Annotated in this window: 19 protein-coding genes and 1 pseudogene; 18 read left to right on the forward strand and 2 right to left on the reverse strand. The window is 61.4% G+C overall.

What is annotated here, in order from left to right:
- Positions 1-9: 9 nt before the first annotated feature.
- From argB to JS541_RS02300, 6 genes and pseudogenes are all read left to right on the forward strand, one after another.
- A complete protein-coding gene (gene argB / locus JS541_RS02275) occupies positions 10-963 on the forward strand; it encodes an acetylglutamate kinase (protein WP_214372807.1) in 954 nt (317 codons plus the stop codon).
- Positions 953-2,248: an acetylornithine transaminase gene (locus JS541_RS02280; protein WP_214372809.1), complete on the forward strand. Its 1,296-nt coding sequence runs from the start codon at positions 953-955 to the stop codon at positions 2,246-2,248. The genes argB and JS541_RS02280 overlap by 11 nt, the downstream gene beginning before the upstream one ends.
- A 21-nt stretch (positions 2,249-2,269) precedes the next feature.
- Positions 2,270-3,235, forward strand: coding sequence for an ornithine carbamoyltransferase (gene argF / locus JS541_RS02285; RefSeq protein WP_214372810.1), 966 nt, complete (start codon positions 2,270-2,272; stop codon positions 3,233-3,235).
- Positions 3,232-3,744, forward strand: a complete 513-nt coding sequence (gene argR / locus JS541_RS02290; RefSeq protein WP_214372811.1) for an arginine repressor — start codon at positions 3,232-3,234, stop codon at positions 3,742-3,744. Before argF ends, argR begins: the two co-directional genes overlap by 4 nt.
- A 79-nt stretch (positions 3,745-3,823) precedes the next feature.
- A complete protein-coding gene (locus tag JS541_RS02295; RefSeq protein WP_214372812.1) occupies positions 3,824-5,062 on the forward strand; it encodes an argininosuccinate synthase in 1,239 nt (412 codons plus the stop codon).
- A 104-nt stretch (positions 5,063-5,166) separates the two neighbouring features.
- Positions 5,167-5,733, forward strand: a pseudogene (locus JS541_RS02300) (restriction endonuclease subunit S); the annotation flags it as partial.
- Here the strand turns inward: JS541_RS02300 and JS541_RS02305 are convergent.
- Entirely contained in the window at positions 5,690-6,934 is a 1,245-nt protein-coding gene (locus JS541_RS02305) for an ATP-binding protein (protein WP_214372814.1), read from the reverse strand. The pseudogene JS541_RS02300 and the gene JS541_RS02305 overlap by 44 nt on opposite strands.
- 167 nt (positions 6,935-7,101) lie before the next feature.
- On the opposite strand from JS541_RS02305, the gene JS541_RS02310 reads away from it, so the two are divergent.
- Complete coding sequence (locus JS541_RS02310) at positions 7,102-8,031, forward strand: site-specific integrase (protein ID WP_214372815.1); 930 nt, start codon at positions 7,102-7,104, stop codon at positions 8,029-8,031.
- Here JS541_RS02310 and JS541_RS02315 read toward each other — a convergent pair.
- Positions 8,014-8,772 carry a restriction endonuclease subunit S gene (locus tag JS541_RS02315; protein ID WP_214372817.1) on the reverse strand — a complete coding sequence of 253 codons (759 nt, stop codon included), beginning with the start codon at positions 8,770-8,772 and terminating at the stop codon, positions 8,014-8,016. The two genes, JS541_RS02310 and JS541_RS02315, sit on opposite strands and share 18 nt — an antisense overlap.
- Here JS541_RS02315 and JS541_RS02320 point away from each other — a divergent pair.
- From JS541_RS02320 to dnaE, 11 genes are all read left to right on the forward strand, one after another.
- The gene (locus JS541_RS02320; protein WP_214372819.1) at positions 8,760-8,969 is read left to right on the forward strand and encodes a hypothetical protein; all 210 of its coding nucleotides are present in this window, start codon (positions 8,760-8,762) and stop codon (positions 8,967-8,969) included. The two genes, JS541_RS02315 and JS541_RS02320, sit on opposite strands and share 13 nt — an antisense overlap.
- The gene (locus tag JS541_RS02325; protein ID WP_214372821.1) at positions 8,966-9,805 is read left to right on the forward strand and encodes a GIY-YIG nuclease family protein; all 840 of its coding nucleotides are present in this window, start codon (positions 8,966-8,968) and stop codon (positions 9,803-9,805) included. Before JS541_RS02320 ends, JS541_RS02325 begins: the two co-directional genes overlap by 4 nt.
- A complete protein-coding gene (locus tag JS541_RS02330; protein ID WP_214372823.1) occupies positions 9,798-12,359 on the forward strand; it encodes a type I restriction-modification system subunit M in 2,562 nt (853 codons plus the stop codon). Before JS541_RS02325 ends, JS541_RS02330 begins: the two co-directional genes overlap by 8 nt.
- 1 nt (position 12,360) lies before the next feature.
- Positions 12,361-13,590, forward strand: a complete 1,230-nt coding sequence (locus tag JS541_RS02335; protein WP_214372825.1) for a restriction endonuclease subunit S — start codon at positions 12,361-12,363, stop codon at positions 13,588-13,590.
- Between the two features lie 14 nt (positions 13,591-13,604).
- Entirely contained in the window at positions 13,605-13,796 is a 192-nt protein-coding gene (locus JS541_RS02340; RefSeq protein WP_214372827.1) for an antitoxin VbhA family protein, read from the forward strand.
- Positions 13,789-14,454 carry a Fic family protein gene (locus tag JS541_RS02345; protein WP_214372829.1) on the forward strand — a complete coding sequence of 222 codons (666 nt, stop codon included), beginning with the start codon at positions 13,789-13,791 and terminating at the stop codon, positions 14,452-14,454. The genes JS541_RS02340 and JS541_RS02345 overlap by 8 nt, the downstream gene beginning before the upstream one ends.
- Before the next feature lie 23 nt (positions 14,455-14,477).
- On the forward strand, positions 14,478-17,672 hold the full coding sequence (locus tag JS541_RS02350) for an HsdR family type I site-specific deoxyribonuclease (protein ID WP_214372831.1): 3,195 nt from the start codon (positions 14,478-14,480) through the stop codon (positions 17,670-17,672).
- Positions 17,673-17,796: 124 nt separating this feature from the next.
- On the forward strand, positions 17,797-19,290 hold the full coding sequence (gene argH / locus JS541_RS02355; protein WP_214372833.1) for an argininosuccinate lyase: 1,494 nt from the start codon (positions 17,797-17,799) through the stop codon (positions 19,288-19,290).
- A gap of 47 nt (positions 19,291-19,337) precedes the next feature.
- Positions 19,338-20,147: a thiazole biosynthesis adenylyltransferase ThiF gene (thiF, locus tag JS541_RS02360; protein ID WP_214372834.1), complete on the forward strand. Its 810-nt coding sequence runs from the start codon at positions 19,338-19,340 to the stop codon at positions 20,145-20,147.
- Positions 20,148-20,182: 35 nt separating this feature from the next.
- The gene (locus JS541_RS02365) at positions 20,183-21,355 is read left to right on the forward strand and encodes a DsrE/DsrF/DrsH-like family protein (protein ID WP_214372835.1); all 1,173 of its coding nucleotides are present in this window, start codon (positions 20,183-20,185) and stop codon (positions 21,353-21,355) included.
- Positions 21,356-21,447: 92 nt separating this feature from the next.
- Complete coding sequence (gene dnaE, locus JS541_RS02370; protein ID WP_214372836.1) at positions 21,448-25,005, forward strand: DNA polymerase III subunit alpha; 3,558 nt, start codon at positions 21,448-21,450, stop codon at positions 25,003-25,005.
- Positions 25,006-25,095 lie beyond the last annotated feature (90 nt).

A 25,095-nucleotide genomic window follows, 5' to 3' on the forward strand; every position in this document is an offset into this window, starting at 1 on the left:
ACAAGACCAATGGCTGATATCAAGGGACCTGGTTTCCACTTCGACGTGCACACCGACCTGCGCGCCGACCAGAAGGCCGAAGTGCTCATCGAGGCGCTACCGTGGCTCGAGGAGTTCGCCGGCCAGCGCATCGTCGTCAAATACGGCGGCAACGCGATGATCGACGACCACTTGAAGCAGTGCTTCGCCGAGGACATGGTGTTCCTGCGGCAGGTGGGTCTGCACCCGGTCGTCGTGCACGGCGGCGGCCCGCAGATCTCGCAGATGCTCAAGGCGCTCGGCATCAAGTCCGAGTTCAAGGGCGGCCTGCGCGTCACCACTCCCGAGGCGATGGACGTGGTGCGCATGGTGCTCACCGGCAAGGTGTCGCGCGAGCTCGTCGGCCTGATCAACGCGCACGGCCCGCTCGCCGTCGGACTGTCCGGCGAGGACGGAGGCCTGTTCTCCGCCATGCAGCGCAGGCCGGTCATCGACGGCAAACCTACCGACGTCGGCCTGGTCGGCGACGTGGTGAGCGTCGACGCGTCGGCCGTTGAGGATCTCATCGCGGCCGGTCGCATCCCGGTCGTCTCCTCCGTCGCCCCGAACGAGGACGACGCGACCGAAGTGCTCAACGTCAACGCCGATTCCGCCGCCGCGGCCCTCGCCGCAGCGCTCGGCGCACGCAAGCTTGTGGTTCTGACCGACGTTGACGGCCTGTACGCCGACTGGCCCGACCGCAATTCGCTGATCGGCCGCATCGGCGTGGAGAACCTTCGCGACATGCTGCCCGACCTCGAATCGGGCATGCGCCCGAAGATGGAGGCGTGCGTGCGCGCCATCGACGGCGGTGTGCCGCAGGCGCACATCATCGACGGCCGCAAGCCGCATTCCATCCTGAACGAGATTTTCACCAGCGCGGGCATCGGCACGATGGTCGTGCCCGAGGACGGTGTCGAAATGAGGAGTTCGTATGGCTACTGAGCAGAAGGAAACGTTGGGATCCGAGGATTCCAAGTGGCTGGGGGAGTACTCCCAGGTGCACATGAACGTGTTCGGCACGCCGCTGCGCGTGCTCGACCACGGCCAGGGCGCGCATGTGTGGGACGTCGACGGCAACGAATACCTCGACTTCCTCGCCGGCATCGCCGTCAACTCGATCGGTTACGCGCATCCCAAGTGGGTGGAGGCCGTGAGCCGCCAGGCCGCGAAGGTGGCGCACACCAGCAACTACTTCGCCACCGAACCGCAGATCACACTCGCCGCCAAGCTCGTCAAGCTCGCCGGTGCGCCGGAAGGCTCGCACGTCTACTTCGGCAACTCGGGAGCCGAAGGCAACGAGGCGGCCATCAAGCTCGCCAAGCTCTACGGCCGCACGCTGCCGGGGGCAACCCCCTCGATCGGCGGCAAGCCGGCGCGCATCATCGCGCTCACCCACGGCTTCCACGGCCGCACGCTCGGCGCGCTGTCCGCCACTTGGAAACCCGCCATCCGCACGCCGTTCGAGCCGCTCGTGCCGAACATCGAATTCGTCGAGGCCGGCGACCCGGTCGCCCTGTACGAGGCGTTCGCCCAGACCGGCCAGGGCCACTACGGCAAGGGGCCGGTCGCCGCGGTGATCATGGAGCTCATCCAGGGCGAGGCCGGCGTGCGCCCGCTCGGCGCCGACTACGTGAAGAAGGCACGCCAGATGTGCGACGCGAACGGCGCGCTGCTCATCATCGACGAGGTGCAGACCGGCATGGGCCGCACCGGCGCATGGTTCGCCTTCCAGCGTGAGGACCTCTCCGGCGGCATCGTGCCCGACATCGTCACGTTCGCCAAGGGCGTCGCCGGCGGCTTCCCGATGGGTGGCATGATCGCCTTCGGTTCCAAGCTCTCCGCTCTGTTCACGCCCGGATCGCACGGTTCGACGTTCGCAGGCAATCCGCTGGGTGCCGCCGCGGCGCTCGCCACGATCGGCGTGATCGAGGACGAGGATCTCGTCTCCAACGCCGAGGAGCGTGGCAGGCAGCTGCGCGACGGCATCATGGCCGCCGACAACCCGCTGTTCGAATCCGTACGCGGCCGCGGCCTGCTCGACGCGATCCAGCTTGGCCATCCATGCGCCCACGCGGCCATGAACTGGGCGCTCGAACACGGCCTTATCGTCAACGCGGTCGCCGCCGACGCGCTGCGTCTCGCGCCGCCGCTCAACGTCACCGCCGAGGACATCGACCAGGCGGTCGCCATCCTCGCCCGCATCCCCAACGATCTTCCCAACGACTGAAACGACTGATAGGAGTATCCAATGACCGGTCAGCTTCGCCACATGCTGCGCGACGACGATCTCAATCATGAGGAGCAGAAGCAGGTCCTCGAACTCGGCATGAAGTTCCGCGAGAACCGCTTCTACAAGCAGCCGTTCGCCGGCCCGCAGGCCGTCGCCGTGCTGTTCGACAAGCCCTCCACCCGCACCCGCTCCAGCTTCTCCATCGGAGTCGCCGAGCTCGGCGGCTATCCGCTCGTCATCGACAAGTCCGGATCCCAGCTCGGCCGCGGCGAGCCGGTCGCCGACACCGCGCGCGTGCTCACCCGCATGGCCTACGGCATCGTCTGGCGCACCTTCGGCCAGGACCGCGTCGAGGAGATGGCCAAATACGCCACATGCCCGGTCGTCAACGCGTTGACCGACGACTTCCACCCCTGCCAGGTGCTCGCCGACTTCCTGACCATCGCGCAGTTCCGCGGCGGCGTGGATGCGCTCGCCGGCAAGACCATCGCCTACGTGGGCGACGCGGCCAACAACATGGCCAACTCCTACCTGCTGGCCGGTGCGGTCGCCGGCATGCACGTGCGCGTCGCCGGACCGTACGGTTACCTGCCGCGCAAGGACATCGTGGAGGACGCCGAACGCATCGCCGCCGAGAACGGCGGCTCGATCCTCGTCACCACCGATCCGCGCGAGGCCGTAGCCGACGCCGACTGCGTCTTCACCGACACATGGGTCTCGATGGGCGAGGAGGCGGAGTACGCGATTCGCTCCAAGCCGTTCTGGGACTACCAGGTCAACGACGAGTTGATGGCGCTCGCCAAGCCGGACGCGCTGTTCCAGCACTGCCTGCCCGCCTACCGCGGCAAGGAGGTCACCGCATCGGTGATCGACGGCCCGCAGTCCGTGGTGTGGGATGAGGCCGAGAATCGTCTGCACGCGCAGAAGGCGCTCCTGACCTGGCTGGTCGGCCAGCAGCGCGGCGACGAAAGCCTGCTCGCATGAATGACTCCAATACGCCGGTGCAGCGTCCCGCGACGCGAGCCGCGCGGTTGAGCGTGATCGAGGAGATCCTGCTCAACCACATCATCACGTCGCAGTCGCAGCTCTCCGGCATTCTCTCCGATGAGGGCATCGACGTGACGCAGGCCACGCTCAGCCGTGATCTTGACGAGATAAACGCGATGAAGACGCGGCTCAAGGACGGCACGATCGCCTACACCGTGGGCGATCATGCCGTGCACGAGGCCGCCGGCATCGGGGAGAAGGCCGAACAGCAGATGGCGAAGGTGCTGGGAGGCCTGGTCACGTCGGTGGCCGCGGCGAAGAACCTGATCGTCGTGCACACGCCGTCCGGCGCTGCGCAGTACGTGGCCAGCGTGGTCGACAAGCAGCCGATCGACGGCGTGCTCGGCACGATCGCCGGCGACGACACCGTGATGGTGATCTGCTCCGACGACGAGACGGCCGAGGCCCGTGCACAATGGCTGTTGTCCATCGCGTCCAAAAACTGATACGCCCGCCACGCCGAATGCATAAATATACAAGCATGTGCATATACTTGCATCAGCTGACTTTTACAGAAAGGCAATCATGAGCGATAACAAGCGCATCGTACTCGCATACTCGGGCGGCCTGGACACGTCCGTCGCCATCTCATACCTCAAGGAGCGCACCGGCAAGGACGTCGTGGCGGTCTCCCTCGACGTCGGCCAGGGCGGCGAAAGCCTCGAGACCATCAAGCAGCGCGCGCTCGCCTGCGGCGCCGTGGAATCCTACGTGGTCGATGCCCGCGACGAGTTCGCCAACGAGTACTGCATGATGGCCCTCAAGGCCAACGCCATGTACGAGGGCGTGTACCCGCTGGTCTCCGCCATCTCCCGCCCGCTCATCTCCAAGCACCTCGTGCGCGCCGCCCACCAGTTCGGCGCCGACACGATCTCCCACGGCTGCACCGGCAAGGGCAACGACCAGGTCCGCTTCGAGGTGTCCATCGCCTCGATCGACCCGACGCTCAAGGCCATCAGCCCGATCCGCGACCTGTCGCTGACCCGCGACGTGGAGATCGCGTTCGCCAAGGAGCACAAGCTGCCGATCACCCAGACCGAGAAGTCCCCGTACTCCATCGACCAGAACGTGTGGGGCCGCGCCATCGAGACCGGCTTCCTCGAGGATCCGTGGAACGCGCCGACCAAGGACTGCTACTCCTACACCGACGATCCGGCCTTCCCGCCGGTCGAGGACGAGGTGACCATCGAGTTCAGGCAGGGCATTCCGGTCAAGATCGACGGCCGCGACGTCACCCCGCTGCAGGCCATCGAGGAGCTCAACCGCCGCGCCGGCGCGCAGGGCATCGGCCGCATCGACCTCATCGAGGACCGTCTTGTCGGCATCAAGTCCCGCGAGCTGTACGAGGCGCCGGGCGCCGTGGCGCTCATCACCGCGCACCAGGAGCTCGAGAACTGTTGCCTCGAGCGCGAGCAGCACCGCATCAAGCGCGACATCGACAAGCGCTGGGCCGAGCTGGTCTACGACGCGCAGTGGTTCTCCCCGGCCGTGCGCTCGCTCAACGCGTTCATCGAGGAGACGCAGAAGTACGTCTCCGGCGAGATCCGCATGACCCTGCACGGCGGCCGCGCGGTCGTCACCGGCCGTCGCTCCGACGCCTCGCTGTACGACTACAAGCTCGCCACCTACGATTCCGGCGACACCTTCGACCAGAAGTCCTCCAACGGCTTCATCGACATCTACGGCCTGCCGTCCCGCGTCGCCGCCGCCCGCGACGTCCGCTTCGGCAACGGCATCGAAGTCCCGGACAACGCCGTCGAGTGACGTTTCCCGCGCGCTGACCGACCGTACGTAGCGTCAAGACCTCTTCGCACCATGCGAAGAGGTCTTTTGCATATCCGCGCAGCCAGCCTTCCCCATCTGCTTGGGAACAGCGTAAGTTGGGGGATTGCGGAACGACATATTCGGGGTTGTCGGGCAAGGCGAAGGAAGATTTCGGACATGGCGAGGCTCGTTTTGTTCCTTACACGAATGTATTTGATAACCCGGTTGCGGATGCAGATCGTCTAGAGGCAATCGAGATCGACCATCGTCAGAACGAGGTCAGACGAGGTGATGCCTTGTTTACGGTGTCTTCGGAGACGCCCGAGGAAGTCGGCATGTCTTCTGTTTGGCCTGTCAATAAGCCGAATGTCTACTTGAACAGCTTCTGTTTCGGTTATAGGCAAGATGGCACTTTTGATTCAAAATACTTGGCGTATATGTTGAGATCGTCCGAGGTCAGAGCGCAGATGACGTTGCTGGCGCAGGGCATTTCGCGGTTCAATATATCAAAGAGCAAGGTGATGGAGCTGTCCGTCCCGGCTCCTGGTCTTGCCGAGCAGCAGGCCATCGGCCGGTTCTTCTCGCGGCTCGACGCCCTCATCACCCTTCATCAGCGTAAGCTGATATTTACCACTCGTCCGATAACAGGAAATCGGCGACATGCATGGTGATGATGCCTTCGTAATTGCCTTCCGCATATTCGTCGGTGCACAGTACGTATTTCGGATGGTTGTCGCGGATGCTCAGCAGTCGTCCGTATTCGCGATCCCGCGTGCTCTGGTCTCCTAGTGTCTGCGCGATCTGAATGTACATCACGCGATCCTGTTTACTGGCGACAAAATCGATTTCAGCGGTTCCGATTTTACCAATGCACGGCTGCCATCCACGGCGCAGCAGTTCGACATACACGAGGTTCTCCAGCATGGCGGCGACACTGTCCGGACGATATCCGAGCACCGCATACCGCAACGAGGTGTCGGCCAGATAGAACTTCTCCTGCGTTTTCAGAATCTCCTTGCCTTCCAGATCGTATCTGGAACAGCGATGGAGAATATAGGCCGATTCGAGTTTCCTCAGGTAGGAATAGACGGTTTCCGCATCGATGGAACGGCTCTGGCTCTTAAGATATTTGGTTATGCCCGATGCCGAGAATGTTCGCCCGATATTGTCGAAGGTGTATCTCACGATGCGTTCCAGCTGGTCGACCTTGCGAATGCTGTTGCGGCGCACAATATCGGTGAAGATCGTCGAATTGTAGATGTCGCGGACGATCGCATACACCTGGCCGTCCGTATATGCGGTGAGACAGGTCGCGGGGAATCCTCCGCGGCGTATGTATCCGCCGAGACGGCGGTGCGTGTCGCCGTCTCCGTCTCCCGTTCCGTATTCGTCGCAGAATCCCAGATACTCTCGGAACGACAAGGGAAACACGCGGAAGGCGATGTATCGGCCGGTCAGGTACGTCGAAATTTCCGACGACATCATCCTTGAATTGGATCCGGTGACATAGATGTCAACGTTGTGCTCCGACATCAGAGAGTTGACCACGCGTTCCCAGCCGTCGATTTCCTGCACCTCGTCCAGAAACAGGTAAGCACGCGCGGGTTCATCTGCATCCGCTGACGGCAGGGCATCGGACAGCTGACGGTACAGCTCCGCCGCGCTCCAACCGTCATATTGCATGGAGTCGAAGGAGTATCTGATGATGCGTCGCGGATCGACGCCGCGCTGCGTCAGTCTGTCTGCTATCTGCCCCATCAGCGTGGATTTGCCGCAACGACGGACTCCCGTAAGGATTTTCACCAGCGGAGCGTCGATATAGGGTTCGATCACGGCAAGATAGTCCGGGCGAGGCAAAGTCAGGTGGGACATAATGGTAGAGCCCTTTCTTTCATCCCGCCAGGATTGACGGTCATAAACCAGTATAGCTATAGTTTAAGGTTACTTTTCCGATTATAACCTAATAAACTTTCTCCATTGCCATTTTTCTTAGGTTATAACCCAATTTTAGTCGAAATATCCATAACGAAGGACTCATCATGACCGACACCAAGCAAGAAACACTGTTCTGCGACTACTACGCGCAATGGGTCAGCGTCTACAAAGAAGGCGCGATCCGCGACGTGACGATGAAGAAATACAGGATCACGCAGGCATGGCTCGCCAAACTCATCCCCGATCTCAAACTGTCCGATTTCGACCGAGTCAGCTATCAGAAACTCATCAACGGCTATGCCGAATATCACGAACGGCAAACGACCATGGACTTTCATCACCAGTTGAAGGGCGCCATTCTCGATGCCGTCGACGAAGGATTCATCCAGCGCGACCCTACCCGTAAGGTCATCATCAAAGGGAAGCAGCCCCGGCAGAAGAAGCAGAAGTATCTCAACCAGTTCGAATTGCACGCGATCCTCGCCGATCTCACGCTTGGCGCGGAGCCAAGCTGGGATTGGCTGATACTGCTCATCGCGAAGACCGGACTGCGGTTTTCGGAAGCGCTGGGTCTGACCCCGAATGATTTCGATTTCGTGCACCAGACGCTTTCCGTGAACAAGACGTGGGATTACAAGAACGGCGGTGGATTCGTCCCGACGAAGAACGCCTCATCCGTTCGCAAGGTGCAACTTGACTGGCAGCTCATCATGCAGCTGTCGGCGCTGCTGAAAGCATTGCCGGAGAGCAAGCCCATTTTCGTCAAGGATGGCGGCAAAGTATACAACTCAACGGCGAACGGCATTCTCGCCAAGCATTGCGAACGAGTCGGCGTGCCGGTGATCTCGATACACGGGCTTCGGCATACGCATGCGTCGTTACTGTTGTTTGCCGGAGTCTCCATTGCCAGCGTTTCCAAGCGGCTTGGGCATGCGAGCATGAACACGACTCAGGATACGTATCTGCATGTCATCCGCGAATTGGAAAACAAGGACGTGGATATTGTGATGCGGGCGTTATCGACGTTGATGTAAGGTATCGCGCTGCGCGCGATGCTGTGCTGTTGGCGGCGCGTTTCGCGCCGTGACGCTCCCCCAGTCAGCTTCGCTGACAGCGTCCTGCAATTGCGGGCGGCCTGCGGCCGTGCTCTGTCGGCTCGCTGTCGCTCGCATCTCGCCTACAAACACCGCCGGTGTTTGCTTCACGGCTCGGCCCTCAGCCGAGGGGACCGAGGCTCCGCCAGCTTCAACGCCGTCGAACGGTTTCTGGCGCTTACGCTGATGAAGGGTGATGAGGGCGTCGAGCCGCGAGAAGAAGGAACCTATCCGTTTCTGCTCCCCAGCTGAGCAGACAACGACCTCTGACTCATTGATTGCCTGCTTAGACAGACTCGGCAATCCTGTCGATTCATCCTTGCTTTTCCAGTCAGTATTCAGGAAAAGACAGAGCGCAAAATTCAAATCAACATCGTTGCACGGAATCGCATAAAACAGCGTATCCACAGTCCAAAATGGCGCGATAAGTTTATACGGACGGTCGATAGTGCCTTTTCTTCCGATGCCAATGGCGTCCACGTCATACGACAACGCCTCACTGACACTCGTCATGTAACCGCCTGTTCCGTAAACCGGAATATCACCCTCGGAAAGATGTTTGTAGTCACGGCCACTGCAAACATCAACTATTTCCTCCAACTTACGCTGTTCCCAAGCAGACGTATAATGAATGCATTTGTATTGCAGTTTGAAAGTGCGGCGAGGCGATGACTTATTCAAACCTCATAGAAAAGGGCGCTGGGGAAACCGAGATACGAGCGTACCTTGTCGATGGTGATACGGTTCCTGTCACCATGCGTATTCCCGCGAATCTCCGGGATTCCGCCAAGGAGGCCGCAGCGCTTCGCGGCATGAGCTTCTCGGCATTCGTGAGGGTCTGCCTCATCAATGAGCTGATCAAGGATGGCGAGCGATGATTCATCTCACCACCATGACCATGCAGCTTATCGACAATGATCCGGATGGCATTCGCATTTGCCGTGTGGAAGGCGAGTCGTTGGTCACCATCGTGGTTCCAAGAGATAAGTTGGCTGAAGCAAAGAGACTGCCAAATGTGCCGGAACGGGGCGTGTACTACCTGTTGGATGAGGACCACGGCGTGCTCGGCCGCGTGTATGCCGGGCAGACCACGCAGGGGCTTGCCCGTCTTGAAGACCATAAGGCCAAGAAGGAGTTCTGGAACAAGGCCGTCATGTTCCTTGACGGCGACATCAACATCGACAGGGATGTGTTGGACGCCCTGGAGGCGAAAGCGATTGACTTTGTCCAGCGAAACGGCTCATACGAGACGGATAATACGTATCTTCCCAGTCCGCATGTGAACCCGTATAAAGAGCAACGGGTCGAGAAGCTGCACGAGAGCATGCTGTTTCGCATGAAAGTCCTCGGTTATGATCTCAATCGTTCGGAAACCGCGGCGCATGTGAGCGAAGGATTTCACACCAAGAAGAACGGAATCTCGGCAACCGGGAAATACGATAAGGTAACCGGGCGGTTTACCGTCCTTGCCGGTTCCGAGGTTGAACTGAGACGCGGCATTATCAAGAACCGAGGAGCTATCGCCGCCCGCGAGCAGCTCTTCGGCAGTCAAAAAGGCAAGGCGAAGCTTGACCATGACGTGACCTTCGCCAGCCCGTCCACGGCCGCAGTGTTCGTTCTCGGTGGTAGCCAAAATGGCTGGACCGAATGGGTGAACGATCAAGGCAAGACTCTCGATGAAGTGTACAGGAACAAGGAGCATATGAATGAATAAGCAGCAGCTCGCCGCGAGGATTTGGGAATCGGCCAATCGGATGCGCTCGAAGATCGAGGCGAACGAGTACAAGGATTACATTCTTGGCTTTATCTTCTACAAGTTCCTCTCGGAAACGCTGGTGGCACGGTTGCATGAGGATGATTGGACCGATGAGGACCTGCCCGCACTGGTCGAGGACGATACCGAAACCGTGGAGGATGTGCGCCAGCTGTGCGGCTACTTCATCTCCTACGACAACCTGTTCTCCACATGGATCGCCTCAGGCTCCGACTTCACCATTGCCGATGTGCGTGAGGCGCTGTCGGCGTTCGAGCGCAACATCAACCCTGCGCACCGGCGTGTGTTCGCCGGTATTTTCGAAACGCTCCAGACCGGTTTGTCGAAGCTTGGCACCGACGAGCGCAGCCGTTCCAAGGCCGCCCGTGACCTGATCTACCTCATCAAGGACATTCCGATGGACAGCCGCGAGGGCTACGACACCCTCGGCTACATCTACGAGTACCTGATCGACAAGTTCGCCTCCAACGCAGGCAAGAAGGCCGGCGAATTCTACACGCCGAGCGAGGTCTCCCAACTGATGAGCGAAATCATCGCATGGCATCTGCAGGGCCGCGACGAGATCGAGATCTACGACCCCACGTCCGGTTCCGGCTCGCTGCTCATCCACATCGGTCAGGCCGTCGCCCGCCGCAACGGCAATCCGAACGGCATCAAGTACTATGCGCAGGAACTCAAGGAAAACACGTACAACCTCACGCGTATGAACCTGGTGATGCGCGGCATCCTGCCCAGCAATATCTTCGCCCGCAACGGCGATACGCTCAAAGCCGACTGGCCGTGGTTCGATTCCGATGAGACTCGCGACGAAACGTATACGCCGCTGTTCGTGGATGCGGTCGTCTCGAACCCGCCGTATTCGCAGAACTGGGAGCCGCCGGCACCAGGCGAGGACGTCCGCTTCGAATACGGCATCGCACCCAAGTCCAAGGCCGATTATGCGTTCCTGCTGCATGACCTGTACCATCTGCGCGACGACGGCATGATGTGCATCGTCCTGCCACACGGCGTGCTGTTCCGTGGGGGAGAGGAAGGCGCGATTCGCAAGAATCTCGTGGAGCATCACCATATCCAGGCCATCATCGGTCTGCCGGCGAACATCTTCTTCGGCACCGGCATCCCCACCATCGTGATGGTGTTGCGCAAGCATCGCGACGACGACCATGTGCTTATCGTGGACGCGTCCAAAGGATTCGCGAAGGACGGCAAGAACAACCGGCTTCGCGCGTGCGACATCCGACGCATCGTGGACGCGGTGACCGGCTCGAAGACAGTCGACAAGTTCAGCCGTTTGGTGAGCATCGACGAGATTCGCGCGAACGACTACAACCTCAACATTCCGCGTTACGTGGATTCGTCCGAACCCGCCGAGCAGTGGGACATCTACGCCACGATGTTCGGCGGCGTGCCGGCGCAGGAGATCGATGCGCTGCACCGGTACTGGGACGTGTTCCCAAGCCTCAAGTCGCAGCTGTTCGCCATGAAAGATGGTCACATCGCGCGCGTTTCCGGCGGCTCGGTGAAGGATGCGGTGTATGGCAACGCCGAAGTGCGGCAGTACGTCGAGCAGTACAAGCAGCGTTTCGCCGATTACCGTGCGTTCCTGAACGGCGAGCTGATCGACGGATACGCCGACGTGGATATCGCCAGCAAACCGGAGCAATTGGCCGATGATCTGTTCCGTCGTCTGCATGACGTGCCGTTGGTGGACGCGTACGCCGCGTACCAGGTGTTCGTGGACGGCTGGAAGATGATCGCCGACGACTTGGAAACGCTGCATAACGAGGGATTCGACGCGGTGCGCAAGGTCGACGCGAACATGACCGTCAAGAAGAAGGGCGGCAAGGACGTCGAAGTGCAGGACGGCTGGCGAGGCCATATTCTGCCGTTCGCGCTCGTGCAGGAACGTCTGATGATGGCCGATCTGGCCGAAATCGCTGCTCAGGAGCGTCGTCTGAGCGAGATCGGGCAGGAACTGAACGATCTGCTGGAGAGCGTGGACGAGGACGACAAGAGCTCGGATGCGATCAACGAGGACGGCGACGCGTTCGTGCCGGCCGAAGTGAAGAAGGCCGCCAAGTCGATCGGCAAGCATCCCGACACTGAGTTCGACCGTACGATTGTGGCCGCGAACCGGCTGATCGACGAGGAGAAGACGGTCAAGAAGGCCATCAAGGAACTCAATGCTGCGCTGGAAGACAAGACCGCGACGGTCATCGAGCATCTGACCGACGAACAGACGACCGAACTGCTGAGCGCCAAGTGGATCGAACCGTTGCAGACCAAACTCGAAGCGCTGCCGACCGCCGTACTCGATGAACTCGTGGCGAAGGTCGCGGCCTTGAACGAGAAGTACGCGACCACGTACGCCGACGTGTGCGGTCAGATTCATGACGCCGAGCGCGAACTTGGTTTGATGCTCGACCAGCTGACCGGCGACGAATTCGACATGGCCGGCATCGCCGAACTCAAGGCCCTGCTGGGAGGTGAGTGAGATGGCTGATTCGAACGTACCTTCGATTCGTTTTCAGGGTTTTACTGACCCTTGGGAACAGCGTAAGTTGGGTGATGTTGCTGAAATTGTTGGAGGTGGCACACCCGACACGAGCAATCCTGATTACTGGGATGGTGATATTGATTGGTATTCGCCCGTCGAACTGGGAGAACAAATCTACGCCGATGGCAGTGTAAGACGGATCACCGAGCAAGGGTTTAAGAATTGCTCTGCGAAGATGCTACCGAAAGATCAGACGATTCTTTTCACAAGTCGTGCTGGGATTGGGAATACGGCTATACTACGCCGATCTGCATGCACGAATCAAGGATTCCAGTCTCTTGTTATCGGTGCAGATGCAGATGTCTATTTCATCTATTCGATGAGTGCTCGTATTAAGAAATGGGCGGAAGAGAAAGCATCCGGATCGACCTTTCTTGAGATATCCGGCAAGCAGCTTGCTGCTATGCCTATTCAGTTGCCGTTGCTCGCCGAGCAGCGGGCCATCGGCCGGTTTTTCTCCCGCCTCGATTCCCTCATCACCCTTCATCAGCGTAAGTACGACAAGTTGGTTGTGCTGAAGAAGTCGATGCTCGAACAGATGTTCCCTCGAGAGGGTGAGTTGGCGCCGCGTATTCGTTTCTCCGGTTTTACTGACCCTTGGGAACAGCGTAAGTTGGGGGATTGCGGAACGTTTCATCGTGGTGAACGATTCACTGCCGCTGATTATGTGGATGAAGGCATCCCTTGTATTCACTATGGCGAGATTTACACAAGTTATGGTGACACTGCTTATGATGTCTTTTCTCATCTTCGCATCGATATGGCAAAATCTCTTCGATACGCCCATCCGGGAGATTTGATAATTGCCGCAACGAGTGAAAATGTTGAAGATGTATGCAAAGCTGTTGCGTGGCTTGGCGATTGCAATGTCGCGATTCATGATGACAGTTACGCCTTTGCGCATGATGGCGATCCGGTTTTCTACTCGAGTCTGTTCAAAACGAAACATTTCTATGATCAGAAGGCTCAAGCGGCGTATGGCGTGAAGGTAATGCGTGTCGGTTCCGTGGCTCTGGAACGCATGTCTGTATCTGTACCGTCGCTTGCCGAGCAGCGGGCCATCGGCCGGTTCTTCTCTCGTCTTGATGCCCTTATCACCCTTCATCAGCGTAAGTTGATGTTGCTACAGAATATCAAGAAATCCTTGCTCGATAAGATGTTCGTTTAGGAATCGGAGGAATCATGGATCGCAAACGCATCATGGAAGAGGCCATCCATTCCGGCGAAATGGAAGGTGCCTACGTCTCCGCCGAGTTCCGGCGTGATGCCGAACAGTATGTCGACGGCGACTTCACCATCGAGGAGCTTATGACCAGAACCAAGCGCCGTTGGAAGGTCGACAAGCACGAGCCGGAAGCCGCCGCTCATGCCTGACCGGTTCGTCGACCCGTATGTCGATCGGCGGACCGGCATACTGCGTAATCTGGTCGGCGCGACGACCTACGACGAACTGCAGAACGCCGAAGGCGAATTCGTCGCGTTGCGCATGAACGAGTTCTTCACCAGACCGATTCCGCACATGAGCGGATCGTTGGACGACTTCCGTATGCTGCATCGCATCCTGTTCCAGGACATCTATGACTGGGCCGGTGAGATCCGCACCGTGGAAATCCGCAAAAACGTCGAGGGTGCCGAATTCTTCCTGCCGTCGACGAACATTGACATGGGCGTCGGCTGGGCGCAGGGAGAACTGTGGAAAGACAACATGCTTGCCGGTCTTGATCCGCCGAGATTCGCGCAACGGCTGGCCTACCATTACGACAACTACAATTTCATCCATCCGTTCCGTGAAGGCAACGGCCGCGTGCAACGCCTGTTCTGGACGCTGTTGTGCCATGATGCCGGATACGATCTCGACTGGCGTCTCGTCAGCGGCGAGGAGAACGACGAAGCCAGCAGACTCGCGGCGGAAGACCAGAACTACACGATGCTGGAAGCGATATTCCGGCGTATCGCGTCGCCATGCGATCCCGCCGTGCCGATCAGCAACGAATCGCTAGCCGCAGGTCATCTGCGCACCGACGCGCAATAAGCAATACGAAGAAGGAATCGATCATGATCTTCGACAATGAAGCAGACTTCGAGGAGAACGTCATCGCCGTGCTGCAACAGCACGGATGGAAGGACGGCGTGCTCAAGTATCCGACCGAACATGATCTGCTCGAGAACTGGAAATCCATCCTCTATCGCAACAACTGCGGCATCGACCAGCTCGGTCAATATCCGCTGACCGACGGCGAGATGGCGCAGATCATTGAACAGATCGAAACCTTGCGCACGCCGCTCGCGCTCAACTCGTTCGTCAATGGCCGCACCGTTTCCATCAAACGCGACAACGGACAGGACAAGGCGCACTTCGGCAAGGAAGTCAGCCTCTACATCTACGACCGGCAGGAGATCGCCGGCGGCAAAAGCACGTACCAGATCGCGCAGCAGCCGGTCTACCCGGCCAAGAACGCGATGCTCCACTCACGCCGTGGCGACCTCGTGCTGCTCATCAACGGCATGCCGCTCATCCACATCGAATTGAAGCGCAGCGGCGTGCCCGTCAGCCAGGCGACCAATCAGATCGAGAAATACGCACACGAAGGCGTGTTCGCCGGACTGTTCCGGCTCGTGCAGGTATTCGTCGCCATGAACCCCGACGATGCCGTGTACTTCGCCAATCCGGGCGCGGACCGGTTCAACCCGAGCTACTACTTCCACTGGGCAGACTGGAACAACGAGCCCATCTGCGGCGGCAAGCACCCCGGCGAAGACGAATGGAAGCGATTCTGCGCGAAACTCCTGTCCATTCCGATGGCACACCAACTCATCGGCTTCTACACCGTGGCCGACTCGGCAGACGGATGCCTGAAAGTGTTGCGCAGCTACCAGTACTACGCCGCATCCGCCATCTCCGACGCGGTACGCAAGTGCGACTGGGATGCCCGACCTGCCGTGCCGGGCCGACCGGGCGGCTGCGTGTGGCACACCACCGGTTCAGGCAAAACCATGACCAGCTTCAAGTCGGCGCAGCTCATCGCCGACTCCAAGGACGCCGACAAGGTCATCTTCCTCATGGACCGCATCGAACTCGGCACGCAGTCGCTCAAGGAATACCAGTCCTTCGCCGACAGCGAGGATGACGTGCAAGGCACCGAAAACACGGGCGTGCTGCGTGACAAACTTTCCAGCGACGATCCCAAGGACACGCTCATCGTCACGTCCATCCAGAAAATGAGCAACGTGAAACTCGGCGAACGCGGCGTCACGCAAGCCGAACTCGACCGGCTTGCCGCCAAACGCGTCGTGTTCATCGTCGACGAATGTCATCGCTCCACGTTCGGCGACATGCTGCAGGACATCCGCCGTTCATTCCCGAACGCGATGTTCTTCGGCTTCACCGGCACGCCGATCCTCGACGAAAACCAGAAGAAGCATGCCACCACCGCGATGATCTTCGGCGGCTGCCTGCACCGCTACAGCATCGCCGACGGTATCCGCGACCACAACGTGCTCGGCTTCGACCCGACCATGGTCACCACCTACAAGGACGCCGACGTGCGGCTCGCCGTCGCATTGCACCAGGCAAAGGCCTCGAGCGTGGAAGAAGCGCTCAACGACCCGGACAAGGCCGACGTATACAAGCATTACATGGACAAACGCCAAATGCCCATGGCGTCGGCGGTCGATGCGGCCGGAAACCAAGCACCCAGCATCGAAGGATGCCTCGGAACGGGCGAATACGGCATCGGCAAACCGCACGCCGGCATGGTCGTCAAAGACATCATCGAACAATTCCCCGTGCTCAGCCACGGCGGCAAGTTTCACGCCATGCTTGCCACCAGCTCCATCCCCGAAGCGATCAACTACTATCACCTGTTCAAACAGCAGGCTCCGCAACTACGCGTCACCGCCCTGTTCGACCCAAACATCGACAACAACGACGGGGCGACCGTCAAAGGCGACGCGCTCGCCGAAATCATGACCGACTACAACACGACGTACGGCAAACATTTCGGCATCGTGGACTGGCCGGCGATGAAGAAGGACATCTCCTCGCGACTATCGCACAAAGCCCCCTACGGCACCATCGACGCGAACCGCGACGCACGGCTCGACCTGCTCATCGTCGTCGACCAGATGCTCACCGGTTTCGACTCAAAATGGGTGAACACGTTGTACCTCGACAAAATCATCAGATACGAGAGCATTATTCAGGCCTTCAGCCGTACCAACCGACTGTTCGGACCCGACAAGCCATTCGGCACGATTCGCTACTACCGCGAGCCGCACACCATGCGCGAGAACATCAAAGCCGCGGTCAAACTGTATTCAGGAGACCGTCCGCTCGACCTGTTCGTGCAAAAGCTTCCCGACAACGTCAAGGCCATGGACGAGCGTCTCGCCGAAATCCGCGACGTCTTCGCGTCGGCCGGTGCGGGCGATCTTGCACAACTGCCTCAATCCGTGGAAGCGAAACGCAAGTTCGCCAAGGAGTTCGTGGAACTCAACAAGGCGCTCGAAGCGGCCAAAATACAGGGATTCACATGGGACACGCCGACATTCGAGTGCGTGGACGAAGACGGCAAGACCACCACGGTTCAGCCGCAGATCGACGAACGTACGTACCTGATCCTCGCACAGCGGTACAAGGAACTGTTCGACGACCATGACAACGAAGACGGGGATGACCCAGGCTCCGAGGATACGGAAGCTCCGTACGAGTTGGAAGGCTATCTCACCGAAATCGACACTGGACTCATCGACACCGATTACATGAACGCCAACTTCGACAAATGGCTCAAAGCGCTCGCCGAAAACAGTCCCGAGCTGGAGGCTGCATCGCAGGAACTGCATCGTTCGTTCGCCGCACTATCCGCCGACGAGCAGCGGCTCGCCGAACTGTTCCTGCATGATGTCGAACGTGGCGACGTGCACCTCGACCCCGGCATGACCTTGCGCGACTACATCACCCGGTACGCACGGCGCGAGAAAGACGAACAGATCGACAAGCTCGTGGATCGCACCGGCGTCGACCGGTCGCTGCTCGACGAACTTCTCATGCAACATGTCACCGAACTGACGCTCAACGAATATGGGCGGTTCGACGCGCTGGTCAAATCCGTCGACAAGAAGCGAGCGAAAGCCGCGCTTGAGCAGATGCGGCACACGGTTTTGACGCAACCCAAGGCGAACCGCGAAGTACGCCGCATACTGACCAGGTTCGTGCTCGGCGGCGGATACGACATCGACGCGGATGAGTAAGCGCGTGATCGCACTCGCATGAATGGTTACGGAGACTGGTAGGCTTTTCATGGTTTACGAGCATGAGAAGCCTACCCGCTTATCCACGCACAGCAACAGCACCAGAAGCTAAGGAGCAACACGCATGGCTGACAGCGCCGAGCAGAACACCGAGCATCTCGCCCTGTGGGGCGGTCGTTTCACCTCCGGTCCGTCGCCGGAACTCGCCCGACTGAGCAAGTCCACCCAGTTCGACTGGCGCCTGGCCGACGACGACATCGCCGGATCGCGCGCCCACGCGCGCGCCCTCGGCCGCGCGGGACTGCTCACCGCCGACGAGCTGCAGCGCATGGAGAACGCGCTCGACGAGCTCCAGCGCCGTGTCGACTCCGGCGCGTTCGCCCCGATCGAGGACGACGAAGACGAGGCCACCGCGCTCGAGCGCGGTCTGCTTGCCATCGCCGGCGACGAACTCGGTGGCAAGCTGCGCGCCGGCCGCTCGCGCAACGACCAGATCGCCTGCCTGATCCGCATGTGGCTGCGCCGCCACAGCCGCGTCATCGCGAAGCTCCTGCTGGCCCTCGCCAACGCGCTCATCGAACAGTCCGTCGCCGCCGGCCGCACCGTCATGCCCGGCCGCACCCACATGCAGCACGCCCAGCCCGTCCTGCTCGCGCACCAGCTCATGGCCCACGTCTGGCCGATCCTGCGCGACGTGCAGCGCCTCGCCGACTGGGACAAGCGCATCGACGCGTCCCCGTACGGCTCCGGTGCGCTCGCCGGCAACACACTCGGCCTTGAACCGGTCGCGGTCGCCCGCGAGCTCGGCTTCTCGAACGTGACCGCCAACTCGATCGACGGCACCGCCTCGCGCGATCTCGTCGCCGAATTCGCGTTCATCGCCGCCATGACCGGCGTCGACATCAGCCGTCTTTCCGAAGAGATCATCATCTGGAACACGCAGGAATTCGCGTTCGTGCGCCTCGACGACGCGTATTCGACCGGTTCGTCGATCATGCCGCAGAAGAAGAACCCGGATATCGCCGAGCTTGCGCGCGGCAAGTCCGGTCGCCTCATCGGCGACCTGACCGGCCTGCTCGCCACGCTCAAGGGCCTGCCCACCGCGTACGCGCGCGACCTGCAGGAGGACAAGGAGGCCGTGTTCGACCAGGTCGACACGCTCGAGGTGCTGCTGCCTGCGTTCACCGGCATGGTCGCCACCATGCAGTTCGACCACGACCGTCTTGAGGCCGAGGCGCCGACCGGCTTCGCGCTGGCCACCGACATCGCCGAATGGCTCGTCAAGAACGGCGTGCCGTTCCGCCATGCGCACGAGCTGTCGGGCGCGTGCGTGAAGATCGCCGAAGGCCGCGGCCAGGAGCTGTGGGACCTGACGGACGAGGACTTCATCGACGTGTTCAAGGACTTCCTGCCGGCCGACAAAGCGCCGCAGGTGCGTGAGGTGCTCTCCACCGAGGGTTCCGTCTCCGCCCGCAACGGCAAGGGTGGCACGTCGCCGCTGCGCGTACGCGAGCAGATCGTCGCCGCGAAGACGTCGATTGAAACGCTGCGCGCGTTCGCGAACTCCGTGTCCGACGGCCCGGCGTACAAGTCGCCCGAATCGCTGCTGCAGAAGTAGGATTCGCTGATTGCGGCCGGCCTGACCGGCGGAAGGGGAGCGCGGATATGGCGATGAACGACGAACAGCTGGAACGCTACGCCCGGCATCTGATCCTCAAAGGGGTCGGCGCGAAGGGGCAGAAGCGGCTGCTGGCCGCCAGCGTGCTCATCATCGGCGCGGGCGGCCTCGGCTCGCCGGTCGCGCTCTACCTCGCCGCCGCCGGCGTCGGCCGCATCGGACTGGCGGACGGCGACGTGGTCGACCTGAGCAACCTGCAACGCCAGATCGCCCACACCACCGCCCGCATCGGCCAGCCCAAAGTCGCGTCGGCCGCCGCGGCCATCCGTGCGCTCAACCCCGACGTGACCGTCGACGAACACAATGAACTCGTCGACGCCGGCAACATCGCCGCGCTCATCGAACCGTACGATCTCGTCATCGACGCGACCGACAACTTCGCCACGAAATTCCTCATCAACGACGCATGCGTGCTCGCCGGCAAACCGTTCATCCACGCGGGCGTCGTCGGATTCGCCGGCCAGCTCATGGACGTGGTGCCCGGCGAAGGCCCCTGCTACCGCTGCATCTTCGAGGAAATGCCGCCGGCGGGCGAAGTGCCGACCTGCAAGGAGGCGGGCGTGCTCGGCGCGGTCGTCGGCGTGATCGGCAGCCTCGAGGCCACCGAAGCGGTCAAGCTCATCGTCGGCGTGGGGGAGCCGCTCATCGGCCGCATGCTCACCGTCGACGCGCTCACCATGAACGTGCGCCGCGTGCCGCTGCCCGAACGTGTGCCCGAATGCGCGGTGTGCGGCGAGCATCCGGGCATCACCGCGCTCGACCCGGCACGGTACGTCCAGCCGGCCTGCGCCATCTGAGATACCGCATACGACAGTCAAGGAAGGGGAATGACATGGCCATCGCATTGCACGGGGGAGACGAATCAGGCGACGAATACCGGCACATTATGCCGGCCGAATTCGCCGCGCTCGACCATAGCACGGTCACGCTGCTGGATCTGCGCGAACCGGACGAGGTGATCGTGCATCCGGTCAGGGACGCGATCAACATCCCGTTCGACCAGATCGGCCAGCGACTCGGCTCGGTGCCGGCCGGCAAACCGGTCGTCGTGTTCTGCCGCGTGGGCGACTGGAGCGAGCAGGTGTGCGAGATCCTGACCGACCGCGGCTATGAGGCGATCAACCTGGACGGCGGATTCGCCGCGTTGCGCGACGCCGGATACGCGGACGATGCGACGGTCGACAACGCGGTTGCGGATACGACTGTGCCCAAGACGGCTCCCGCCGCAAACGCCGCGCCCAAGATGCTGCACATCGACGCGAAGGGCCTCAAATGCCCTGGCCCGATCGTGGCCGTGGCCGACGCGCTGCGCCCCGAACCGGTCGGCACCAAGCTCGCGGTCGAGGCCACCGAGGACGCGTTCTGCTCCGACATCGCGGTATGGGCCGAACGCACCGGCAACACGCTGCTCAGCCTGACGCGCGAGGGCGGCGACGGCGTCATCCATGCCGAACTGGAGAAGGGCGCTCCGACCGGCGACACGACCGCCGCCGTGCCGCAGTCCACGGCATCGGCGTCCGCCGGCGGCGACGTATTGCACGACAAGACCTTCGTCGTCTTCAGCGGCGACCTCGACAAGACCATCGCCGTGTTCATCATGGCCAACGGTGCGGCCGCGATGGGCCGCAAGGTCACGATCTTCTTCACGTTCTGGGGTCTGAACATCCTGCGCAAGCCCAAGCACATGCGCGTCGCCAAGAACCTCGTCGAGCGCATGTTCGGCTTCATGATGCCGCGCGGCACCAAGCAGCTGGGCCTGAGCCGCATGAACATGGGCGGCATCGGCGCGAAGATGATCCGCTGGATCATGAAATCCAAGAACGTCGCCTCACTCGAGGAACTCATGAAGCAGGCCACCGACCACGGCGTGCGGCTCGTCGCCTGCCAGATGTCGATGGACATCATGGGCATCCGCAAGGAGGAGCTCATCGACGGCGTGGAACTCGGCGGCGTGAGCACGTTCCTCGGCGCCGGCGAGACCAGCGACATGAGCTTGTTCGTCTGAGCCGCCGCCCCAACACAGCCCCAGCGCCGGTTCATCTGGCAGCGAAGCCGTGCCGCCATGCCCCGCCAAGGGCATGCGGTATGGTGGAACGCATGACTGAATCGGGAAAGAGCTTCGTCCATCTGCACAATCACACGCACTACTCGCTGCTCGACGGTGCGTCGAAGATCCCGAATCTGGTGAACCGGGTCAAGGAGCTCGGCATGCCCGCGGTCGGCATCACCGACCATGGCAACATGCACGGCGCATACGAATTGTGGAGCACCGCCGTCGGCGCCGGGGTCAAGCCGATCATCGGCATCGAGGCGTACGTGACGCCGGAGACCGCTCGCCAGGACAAGTCGCGCGTGCACTGGGGCACCGAAGCCCAGCGCAGCGACGACGTGTCGGGCGGCGGCCTGATCACCCACCTGACCATGTGGGCCGAAAACGACGAAGGCCTCGTCAACCTCATGAAGGCCTCGTCCGTGGCCAACCTCGAAGGCCGCGTGGCGCGCTACCCGCGTATGGACAAGGAGGTGCTCTCTACGTACTCCAAGGGCGTGATCGCGTCATCCGGCTGCCCCTCGGGCATCATCCAGACCCGTCTGCGCCTCGGCCAGTTCGACGACGCGCTGCGCGTCGCCGGTGAATTCCAGGACATCTTCGGCCGCGACAACTTCTTCATCGAGATCATGGACCACGGCCTGAAGATCGAGACGCAGGTCACCAACGACCTGCTCACCATAGCGAAGAAACTCAACGCGCCGCTGCTCGCCACTAACGACTCGCACTACGTGCTCGAGGAGGACCGCGACGCGCAGGACGCGATGCTGTGCATCAACTCCGGCAGCCGGCTCGACGACCCGGACCGGTTCAAGTTCGACGGCTCCGGCTACTACATCAAGTCTGCCGAACAGATGCGCGAACTGTTCAAGGACTTCCCGGAGGCGTGCGACAACACGCTCGAGATCGCCGAACGCTGCAACGTGATCTTCGACGACCACGAGGACGGCGCGTTCATGCCGCAGTTCGACTGCCCCGAAGGTTGGGACGAGACCTCGCTGTTCCTCAAGAAGGTCGAGGAGGGCCTCGAGAAGCGCTACGACGGGCATCCGCCGATGGAGGTGCTCAAGCAGGCCGACTACGAATGCGGCGTGATCTGCCAGATGCAGTTCTGCGGCTACTTCCTCGTCGTGGCCGACTACATCAACTGGGCGAAGTCGCACGGCGTGATGGTCGGCCCGGGCCGAGGCTCCGCGGCAGGTGCGATGGTCGCTTACGCGATGGGCATCACCGAACTCGACCCGTTGAAGCACGGTCTGATCTTCGAACGCTTCCTTAACCCGGAACGCGTCTCCCTGCCCGATATCGACGTGGACTTCGACCCCGACGGCCGCGCCAAGGTGCTCGAATACGTGGCCGACAAGTACGGCCACGACAAGGTCGCGCAGTGCGTGATCTACGGCACCATCAAGACCAAGCAGGCGCTCAAGGACTCCGCCCGCATCATGGGATACGAGTTCTCGATGGGCGAGAAGGTCACCAAGGCACTGCCACCGGCCGCCACCGGCGGCAAGGACATCAGCCTGCACGACATCTTCGACCCGAACGCGAAACGCTACGCCGAGGCGCGCGAGTTCCGCGAACTGTACGATTCCGATCCGGACGCCAAGCGCATTACCGAGGAGGCCAAGGGCATCGAGGGCCTGATCCGCCAGACCGGCGTGCACGCGTGCGCCACGATCATGGGTTCCGAGCCGATCACCGACACGTCGCCGCTGCTCGAACGCGTCGACGGCACCGTCACCACCACGTTCGAATACCACACCTGCGAAACGCTCGGCCTGGTCAAGATGGACTTCCTCGGCCTGTCCAACCTTACGACCATCCGCGACACGATCCGCAACATCGAGCTCAACGGCAAAGGCAGCATCGACCATACCAAGATCCCGCTCGACGACAAGGCCACCTACGAACTGCTCTCGCGCGGCGACACGCTCGGCGTGTTCCAGCTCGATGGCGACGGCATGCGCTCGCTGCTGCGCACGTTGAAGCCCACCAACTTCAACGACATCTCCGCACTCATCGCCCTGTACCGACCGGGCCCGATGTCGATGGAGTCGCACACCAACTACGCCAAGCGAAAGAACGGCCTGCAGAAGATCACGCCGATCCATCCCGAGCTCGACGAACCGTTGAAGCAGGTGCTCGACGAGACCTACGGTCTGATCATCTACCAGGAGCAGGTGCAGTCCGCCGCGCGAATCCTCGCCGGATACTCGCTGGGCAAGGCAGACGTGCTGCGACGAGCGATGGGCAAGAAGAAGCCCGAGGTGCTGGCCAAGGAGAAGGTGCCGTTCTTCGCCGGCATGAAGGAGCACGGCTACTCCGAACAGGCCGCCGAGGCCATCTGGGAGATCCTGGTTCCGTTCTCCGGATACGCGTTCAACAAGGCGCATTCGGCCGCCTACGGCCTGATCTCGTACTGGACCGCGTACCTCAAGACCCACTATCCGGTCGAGTTCATGGCCGCCCTGCTGCAGGGCGCGTCCACGAACAAGGACAAAACCGCGCTCTACCTTGGCGAGGCGCGCCGCATGGGCATCCAGGTGCTGTCGCCGGACGTCAACGAATCGGTGTACGAGTACTCCGCCGTCGGCGACGTCGTGCGCTTCGGCCTCGGCGCGATCCGCAACGTCGGCGAGGCCCCGGTCAAGGACATCATCGCCGAACGCGAGGGGCCGCGCGGCAAGTACGTCAACTTCATGGACTTCATCCGCCGCGTGCCGCTGAGCGCGCTCAACCGGCGCATGGTCGAGTCGCTCATCAAGGCCGGCGCGTTCGATTCGATCGACCCGAACCGCCGTGCGCTGTTCACCGTGCACGAGGCCGCGATCGACTCGGTCGTCGGCATCAAACGCAAGCAGGCGGAAGGCCAGTTCGACCTGTTCGCCGATGACGACGACGGCGGTGCGGCGGCGATGGGCGACGCGGTCGTCAACGTGCCCGACATCGACGAATGGGACAAGAAGACCAAGCTCAACTTCGAACGCGAGATGCTCGGCCTGTACGTGTCCGACCATCCGCTGTCCGGCATGCAGTCGGTGCTCGCCAACCTGCGCGAGATGTCGATCGCTCACCTGATCGACCGTGCGAAGACGATGGGTGACGGCCAGCAGGTCACGATCGCCGGACTGATCACCGGCGTGGACCGACGCGTGTCCAAGAAGGGCAACGCGTGGGCGATCGTCACCGTTGAGGACATGGAAAGCTCGATCCAGTGCATGTTCTTCGGCAAGGTGTACGAAGCCGCGTTCGCCGACCTCGCCGTCGACCAGATCGTCCAGATCCGCGGACAGGTCGAGGTGCGCGACGAAACGGTGAGCATGCGCGCCACCGAAATGCAGGTGCCAACCCTGGAGGCCGCCGACGAACGGCCGCTATTGATCACCCTGCCGCAGATGGCGCTGGGCCGCAACAACGTGACCCGGCTGGCGCAGGTGCTGCACGCGCATCCGGGACTGTGCGAGGTGCGTCTCGCCGTGCTCGACGACGACGGCAACGCGCAGGTGCTCACGTTCGGCGACCGGTTCCGCATCAAACGCGACACCGCGCTGTTCGCCGACATCAAGATGCTGTTCGGTCCCAGCTGCCTGCCCGCCGCGTGACGGGCGGTCCGGTTTCGTCGTCCGGCGATGTTTCCCCGCTCGTGACGGTTCGCGCGGGGGAGCGCGACTATGGCCTGCGCCCGCGTTGAC

It is taken from the genome of Bifidobacterium sp. SO1 (assembly GCF_018555335.1).
Taxonomy (GTDB): domain Bacteria; phylum Actinomycetota; class Actinomycetes; order Actinomycetales; family Bifidobacteriaceae; genus Bifidobacterium; species Bifidobacterium simiiventris.

What these genes read in the sequence shown, in the direction of transcription:
- argB (WP_214372807.1), top strand. Translation starts at nt 10, where the DNA reads ATGGCTGATATCAAGGGACCTGGTTTCCACTTCGACGTGCACACCGAC.
- JS541_RS02280 (WP_214372809.1), top strand. Translation starts at nt 953, where the DNA reads ATGGCTACTGAGCAGAAGGAAACGTTGGGATCCGAGGATTCCAAGTGG.
- argF (WP_214372810.1), top strand. Translation starts at nt 2,270, where the DNA reads ATGACCGGTCAGCTTCGCCACATGCTGCGCGACGACGATCTCAATCAT.
- argR (WP_214372811.1), top strand. Translation starts at nt 3,232, where the DNA reads ATGAATGACTCCAATACGCCGGTGCAGCGTCCCGCGACGCGAGCCGCG.
- JS541_RS02295 (WP_214372812.1), top strand. Translation starts at nt 3,824, where the DNA reads ATGAGCGATAACAAGCGCATCGTACTCGCATACTCGGGCGGCCTGGAC.
- JS541_RS02305 (WP_214372814.1), bottom strand. Translation starts at nt 6,934, where the DNA reads ATGTCCCACCTGACTTTGCCTCGCCCGGACTATCTTGCCGTGATCGAA.
- JS541_RS02310 (WP_214372815.1), top strand. Translation starts at nt 7,102, where the DNA reads ATGACCGACACCAAGCAAGAAACACTGTTCTGCGACTACTACGCGCAA.
- JS541_RS02320 (WP_214372819.1), top strand. Translation starts at nt 8,760, where the DNA reads ATGACTTATTCAAACCTCATAGAAAAGGGCGCTGGGGAAACCGAGATA.
- JS541_RS02325 (WP_214372821.1), top strand. Translation starts at nt 8,966, where the DNA reads ATGATTCATCTCACCACCATGACCATGCAGCTTATCGACAATGATCCG.
- JS541_RS02330 (WP_214372823.1), top strand. Translation starts at nt 9,798, where the DNA reads ATGAATAAGCAGCAGCTCGCCGCGAGGATTTGGGAATCGGCCAATCGG.
- JS541_RS02335 (WP_214372825.1), top strand. Translation starts at nt 12,361, where the DNA reads ATGGCTGATTCGAACGTACCTTCGATTCGTTTTCAGGGTTTTACTGAC.
- JS541_RS02340 (WP_214372827.1), top strand. Translation starts at nt 13,605, where the DNA reads ATGGATCGCAAACGCATCATGGAAGAGGCCATCCATTCCGGCGAAATG.
- JS541_RS02345 (WP_214372829.1), top strand. Translation starts at nt 13,789, where the DNA reads ATGCCTGACCGGTTCGTCGACCCGTATGTCGATCGGCGGACCGGCATA.
- JS541_RS02350 (WP_214372831.1), top strand. Translation starts at nt 14,478, where the DNA reads ATGATCTTCGACAATGAAGCAGACTTCGAGGAGAACGTCATCGCCGTG.
- argH (WP_214372833.1), top strand. Translation starts at nt 17,797, where the DNA reads ATGGCTGACAGCGCCGAGCAGAACACCGAGCATCTCGCCCTGTGGGGC.
- thiF (WP_214372834.1), top strand. Translation starts at nt 19,338, where the DNA reads ATGGCGATGAACGACGAACAGCTGGAACGCTACGCCCGGCATCTGATC.
- JS541_RS02365 (WP_214372835.1), top strand. Translation starts at nt 20,183, where the DNA reads ATGGCCATCGCATTGCACGGGGGAGACGAATCAGGCGACGAATACCGG.
- dnaE (WP_214372836.1), top strand. Translation starts at nt 21,448, where the DNA reads ATGACTGAATCGGGAAAGAGCTTCGTCCATCTGCACAATCACACGCAC.